A 5,288-nucleotide genomic window follows, 5' to 3' on the forward strand; every position below is an offset into this window, starting at 1 on the left:
AATCTCCACTCTTAAATCGCTCATAAAATCTATCTCGCACCAATTTCCATTGATTTTTATAGCTTTTGCATTTTTGTATTTATTTATTAAAATTTGTAAAAAACTTGTCATATACATATTTTTAAAATCTTTTTCATCATAAAGTAAAGTTCTATCAAGCTCATCATAAGTTTTTAAAACTTCTTTTAAAAAATGATGAGAAAATTTAAATAAGCCTATATATTGCCCTTGAATTTCATCATAACTTTTTGCTTTTTTGCCAAGCTCTACTATAAAATCATCATGTAATTTTAAAGTTTCAGCATCATCAAGTGGATTTTCAAACCTTTTTAACCATAGTTCTTTCCAAGCTTTATCCACAATAACAGCAAAATCATCTTTTGATTGTTTGAGTTTTTCTATACTATCTTTAAAATAAACTATATCAGCGTAAGAAACAATCAAATCTTGCTCATCCTCAATACACTTTTGCAAAAAATCTCTAGCACAAAATAAAGTCTGAACCATATTAGTTTTATCATAGTTTTCATTTTTATAAAACAACTCCAAATTATGATTTTTACCTACATAATCCTTTAAAACATCAAATAAATATCCACCAACTACACATATCTCATGAATATTATTTTCTTTTAAAGCTTGAATTTCATAGTCTATGATTTTTTTATTTTTATATTCAACCATACATTTTGGATTGTTCTTTGTTAAAGGCATTAACCTTGAACCAAACCCTGCTGCTAAAATTATAGCTCTCATTTTATATCCTTTAACCACGCATTAAAAATACTTTTTTCGCTCATACCATTTTCTCTTTCAATATGCCACATTAGACCATAAATACTAAATTTTTTATGCTTAAAAGCTTCTATTGTTTCATCTTTTGCATTTGCTAACGCCTCAAGCTCATTACCTAATGTTTTAATAGCAAAATTATGATATGAATTAACATTAATTATTTGATCTTTTAAATACACTTCATGATTTCCAACATGATCTTTACAAGGACAAATAGTAGAATTAAAATAAGAAGCGATCATCTGTGCTCCTTTGCAAACCCCAAGTAATGGAATGTTATTTTGCATACAATGTTTTATAATATTTTTTTCATACTCATCTCTTTTTTGATTAATAAAAGAAAATTTACAAGAGCTTAAATCATTACCTCCACTTAAAATCACAGCACTAACACTAGAGATATAATTTTTAAAATCAATTTCATAACTCAATGGAAGAGGTAAAAACTCACTTAATTCTTTTTTAAAAAAACTTCCCCAATCAAGCGCCAAACACTCTCTTAATTCATAATAATCTTGATTTTCTAAAATTCTTTGACTAATAGCTATAAATTTCATAGACAAAATATCTGCTCACTTTGACAATCAATTTTAATTTTTTTTGCTTGAAGATATTTTTTAAAATTCTCTTCACCTACACCAATAACAGCAGGCATAGCAAGTTCAGAAGCTCTAATAGCCATATGTGAATTTGCACCACCATAGCAAGTGATAAAACCTGCAATATCTTTAGTAAATAAATAATCATATCCAGGATCAGCTGCATAGATTAACACTATCTTGCCTTTTAAATCTTGTTCATTTTCTAAAGCAATATTAGCACTAATACTTTTTTGCGTGATAAAATTTGGATGAATATAGCTAGTAAAAAACCCAAATATTTGATGTGCATCAGTTAGTAAAGCCGGAAGTTTTATAGCTAAACTTAATTGATATTCTTGTTTGTTTTCATTAATTTCACTCAAAAATTTATCTTTTGGATTTTTAGAATACACACTAGAATACAAATTTAAAATACTCTTAATATCCAAATGGGCCATATCTTCTTTAGATATTCCATAATAATTTCCAAGATCCTCTATCAGTGATATAGCTTTAGATAAGAGCTTGCTAAATTCAAATTTAACAAATTCGCGTCCTTCTATAGCTATTTTTAAAAAGCTAAAAAATTCTTTTGCATTAACTTCAATCCCATGTTCTTTTAGAATTTGATCAAGTTTTTGTAACTTCACATCACTAATTTCAAATTCTTTTTCTTTTTGGATTTCACCTTTTTGCTTGAGATCAAAATACCCATCAAAATCCTCATCATACCTTGGAGATAAAATATTATAAGTTCCAGCTCTTAAATGGCCAAATTGTTTTAGAAAATCTTGTTTATTATTTTCATTTAAAGTTGTTAACTCATTACTCAAAGTTTTACTAACGGTGTGGAGAGAATTTAAAAATTTATTTTTTTCTTCTTTACTAAAAAATCCAATTTCCACCAAAGAATTAAGCATAGTCATAGCCACAAACGCAGCCCTTGCAACACCAGCAAATGGTAATGTTCCATATCTTTTACACTCTTCTAAAAGCCAATAAATTTTATCTAATGGTGAAAAATCTGAATGCATAATATTTTCATAATATACAATCGTTTGTTTTGATTTTTCTATATCTTTTAAACACAAGCCATTTTTAATATTAACAATAGAATTAGTAAGATTTAATAAAGAAAATTCAATACGTTTAATTTCATTTTTATTAAAACCATGATCTAATAAGCGTTCTAATTTATCAGCCATATGAAAATCATAACAAGAAAATACTATATCAAATTCTACTTTATCATGTAACTCATGATTTTCATATAATTTATTTAAATAATAATTAACTAACTTTTTAGCAATACTCTCATCTAGTGTTTTTGGTATAAAAGAATTAAAAGAAAGTCTCACATCTACATAAGGAATACCTAAAAAAGAATGGATTAAAGGGTGCGATCTTAAATCTCTATAGCCATAATTATTTCTTTGATAAGCCCAAATATTATCTGTAATGATTTCTTTATAAAGACTAAAAGCTAATCTTTTTGGTCTAAGTCCTATAATTTCTGCTGGATTCCAATCAGGCATTACACCAAAAATGGCTTTATCTCCAAGCACTCTAGATCTTGGTTCTTGCAAAGATACAAATCTTTTATAAAGTCTATGTAAAGCTTCTTTAGGCAGGTTATTAAAAAGATTAATTTTTTCTTGCATTATTAAAGGTCTAACTTGCAAGCAAAAAAGTTCATCTTGCTCATTAAAAGCAAATTCTACATCTAAAAAATTACAACCATATAAACTTTCAAGTTCTTTTAATAATAAAATAACTTTTTGCATATATGGTTCTTTTATATCTTCATTTTCACGGTAGTGAAAATATGTTTTAGCATTTTTAGCACTTCCATCTGTGATAGAACTATTAGAGCCGTTATCATCGTATTCTATGCAAAAATATGGAGCAAAATTATCCTTATCTACACTAAAAGCAACGCCGCACTTTTTAATATCTAAAAGCATAGGTTGGATTAAAATTTCATCATTCTCACTAGGCATAGAATGACCTACTTTTTCTAAAGCATTAAAAAGTTGGCTTTTATCATTAATATCTACATTAGCCAAACTTAGAAAAGCTCCAGCATTGGAACTTTTTAAACTATCTTCGCTATTAGAAGAACTACGGATGATTAGTTTTTTCGCATTTAGATTGATAATTTTTTTAAGCACTTCTTCTTTATCTTGAATGATTTCTTTTAAAGAAGTGATAACTACATCTAAAACTTTTGCATTTTTAAGTATATTTTTTAAATTCTGTAAATTTCTTGCTTTTGTTTGAAAAACTAATCTATCCATAATATCACTCTTTTATATTTTTTTTGCACTCCAAGCTCTTGTTGTATATTTGATATCAAATTCACCTGGTAATTCTTGTTTTAACTTATCAGTGATTTTCTCAAACAACTCATTACCTTCTTTAGTCTCAAGATCCCAATAAGGATTTTTTACACTTTTCCAAGCATTGATATAATTATCTACACTTTGATGAAAGTAAAAATCTTCTTCCAAATAAATAATATTATCAAAAAGCTCTTTATGTGCTTCTATAATAGGGCGTTGATCTTCTCTTCTTGTGCCTCTTGTATAATTTGGAACAAAACTAACAATAATATCTTCTGCTATTTTTTGAATAGGATCATTTAAATCTCTATGATTCCACATACAAGTAAAATAACATCCTTTTTTGAGCAATCTATGACTTTCTTTTAGTGCCATTGATCTATCCATCACATTAAAGCTACTTCCAAAGCTCACCCAATCAAACTCTCCATCTTTTAAAGTAGAGTCAATACCGGTAGCTCTTACCCATTCTACATCTTGACCTTGAGTTCTTTCTATACCAATTTCACGCATTGCATCATTTGGCTCAACCGCTACCACTTTACAAGCTCTCTCTAAAAGCATAATACTTAAATTCCCTGTACCTGCTCCAATATCTGCAACTTTTATCTTTGAACTTTGACTAGTTCTTTTAGCAAGCTCTACTAGCATATCTATACTAAGTGGTGCATAATTTGGTCTATATGAGTAAAATTTTGCATGCTTAGTATAATCCCAAACTTGTTCTACTATTTTTTCCATTTTTTTCCTTTAACTTTAATAGCAAAGCTAAAAAAGCTAAAGGATTTTACTATGCCTTATGCACCGTCCATGCACGGATTTTATAAGGAATTTCAATCATATCCATAGAAGAAATTTTATTTTCTATCATTTTTAAAATTTCTTCCCATCTAGCTTTTCCAGCTTGTGCTTGAATATCATTTACAGAATGCCAAGCCCCAAGATAACGCTCTTTACTCCAAAGCTCTTTATAATCGCACTCCATAAAAAAGCAGTCTGTGAAATCTCCAGTACTTACTAAGATTTCTTCCCAATTTTTAACATTTTGAGTTCCACTACTTACACGAGTAAGCTCTGGTATAATATGTTTAATTTCCTCTTCAATTTCATAAAACACAGAGCCTTTAGCTATATGGCGTGGATTCCATATAGCAGTGAAATACCCCCCCCCTGTAAGCACTCTTGCAAACTCAGGTAAGGATTTTTTAGGATCTGTCCAGTGAAAAGAACTGGCCATGATTACCCAATCAGCATAATTACTAGGCATGGTAGTTTCTTCTCCACTGCCTTTATACCAAGTAATATTTTGTGAATTTTGAGTAAATTTAATACCCTCTTCACGCATATTATCATTTGGCTCGACTGCATCTATACAAAGGTTAAACTCATCAGCAAGCATTTTAGTAAGCTTTCCCGTACCCGCTCCTACTTCTACAACTTTTAATGTGCTTTTATTTTGATCATTTACACATTTTATGAGCTTTTCTATAAGCATACTTGAATATGCTGGTCTATTGTGATAATGTTTTGCAACTTCACTAAAGTCACCTTGTTTCATGAAACTCCTTTG

Annotated in this window: 5 protein-coding genes; all 5 read right to left on the minus strand. The window is 28.9% G+C overall.

The annotated features are described in order from the left end of the window. On the minus strand, positions 1-756 hold a 756-nt coding region (locus tag L8X97_RS08215), incomplete at its 3' end, for a phosphocholine cytidylyltransferase family protein (RefSeq protein ID WP_258108305.1). Next, complete coding sequence (locus L8X97_RS08220; RefSeq protein ID WP_263663062.1) at positions 753-1,352, minus strand: gamma-glutamyl-CDP-amidate hydrolase; 600 nt, start codon at positions 1,350-1,352, stop codon at positions 753-755. The genes L8X97_RS08215 and L8X97_RS08220, both read right to left, overlap by 4 nt. Further along, positions 1,349-3,673 (minus strand): PEP-utilizing enzyme, encoded by a 2,325-nt coding sequence (locus L8X97_RS08225; protein WP_263663063.1) that lies wholly within the window; start codon positions 3,671-3,673, stop codon positions 1,349-1,351. Before L8X97_RS08225 ends, L8X97_RS08220 begins: the two co-directional genes overlap by 4 nt. Positions 3,674-3,685: 12 nt before the next feature. Further along, positions 3,686-4,459 carry a class I SAM-dependent methyltransferase gene (locus L8X97_RS08230; RefSeq protein WP_263660016.1) on the minus strand — a complete coding sequence of 258 codons (774 nt, stop codon included), beginning with the start codon at positions 4,457-4,459 and terminating at the stop codon, positions 3,686-3,688. 49 nt (positions 4,460-4,508) lie between these two features. Beyond that, complete coding sequence (locus L8X97_RS08235; RefSeq protein ID WP_258108309.1) at positions 4,509-5,276, minus strand: class I SAM-dependent methyltransferase; 768 nt, start codon at positions 5,274-5,276, stop codon at positions 4,509-4,511. Positions 5,277-5,288 lie beyond the last annotated feature (12 nt).

It is taken from the genome of Campylobacter sp. CNRCH_2013_0671h (assembly GCF_025773055.1).
In the GTDB taxonomy this organism is placed as follows: Bacteria; Campylobacterota; Campylobacteria; order Campylobacterales; family Campylobacteraceae; genus Campylobacter_D; species Campylobacter_D lari_D.

Excerpts from the sequence above, each read along its gene's own strand:
- L8X97_RS08220 (WP_263663062.1), bottom strand. The coding sequence starts at position 1,352 with ATGAAATTTATAGCTATTAGTCAAAGAATTTTAGAAAATCAAGATTAT.
- L8X97_RS08230 (WP_263660016.1), bottom strand. The coding sequence starts at position 4,459 with ATGGAAAAAATAGTAGAACAAGTTTGGGATTATACTAAGCATGCAAAA.
- L8X97_RS08225 (WP_263663063.1), bottom strand. The coding sequence starts at position 3,673 with ATGGATAGATTAGTTTTTCAAACAAAAGCAAGAAATTTACAGAATTTA.
- L8X97_RS08235 (WP_258108309.1), bottom strand. The coding sequence starts at position 5,276 with ATGAAACAAGGTGACTTTAGTGAAGTTGCAAAACATTATCACAATAGA.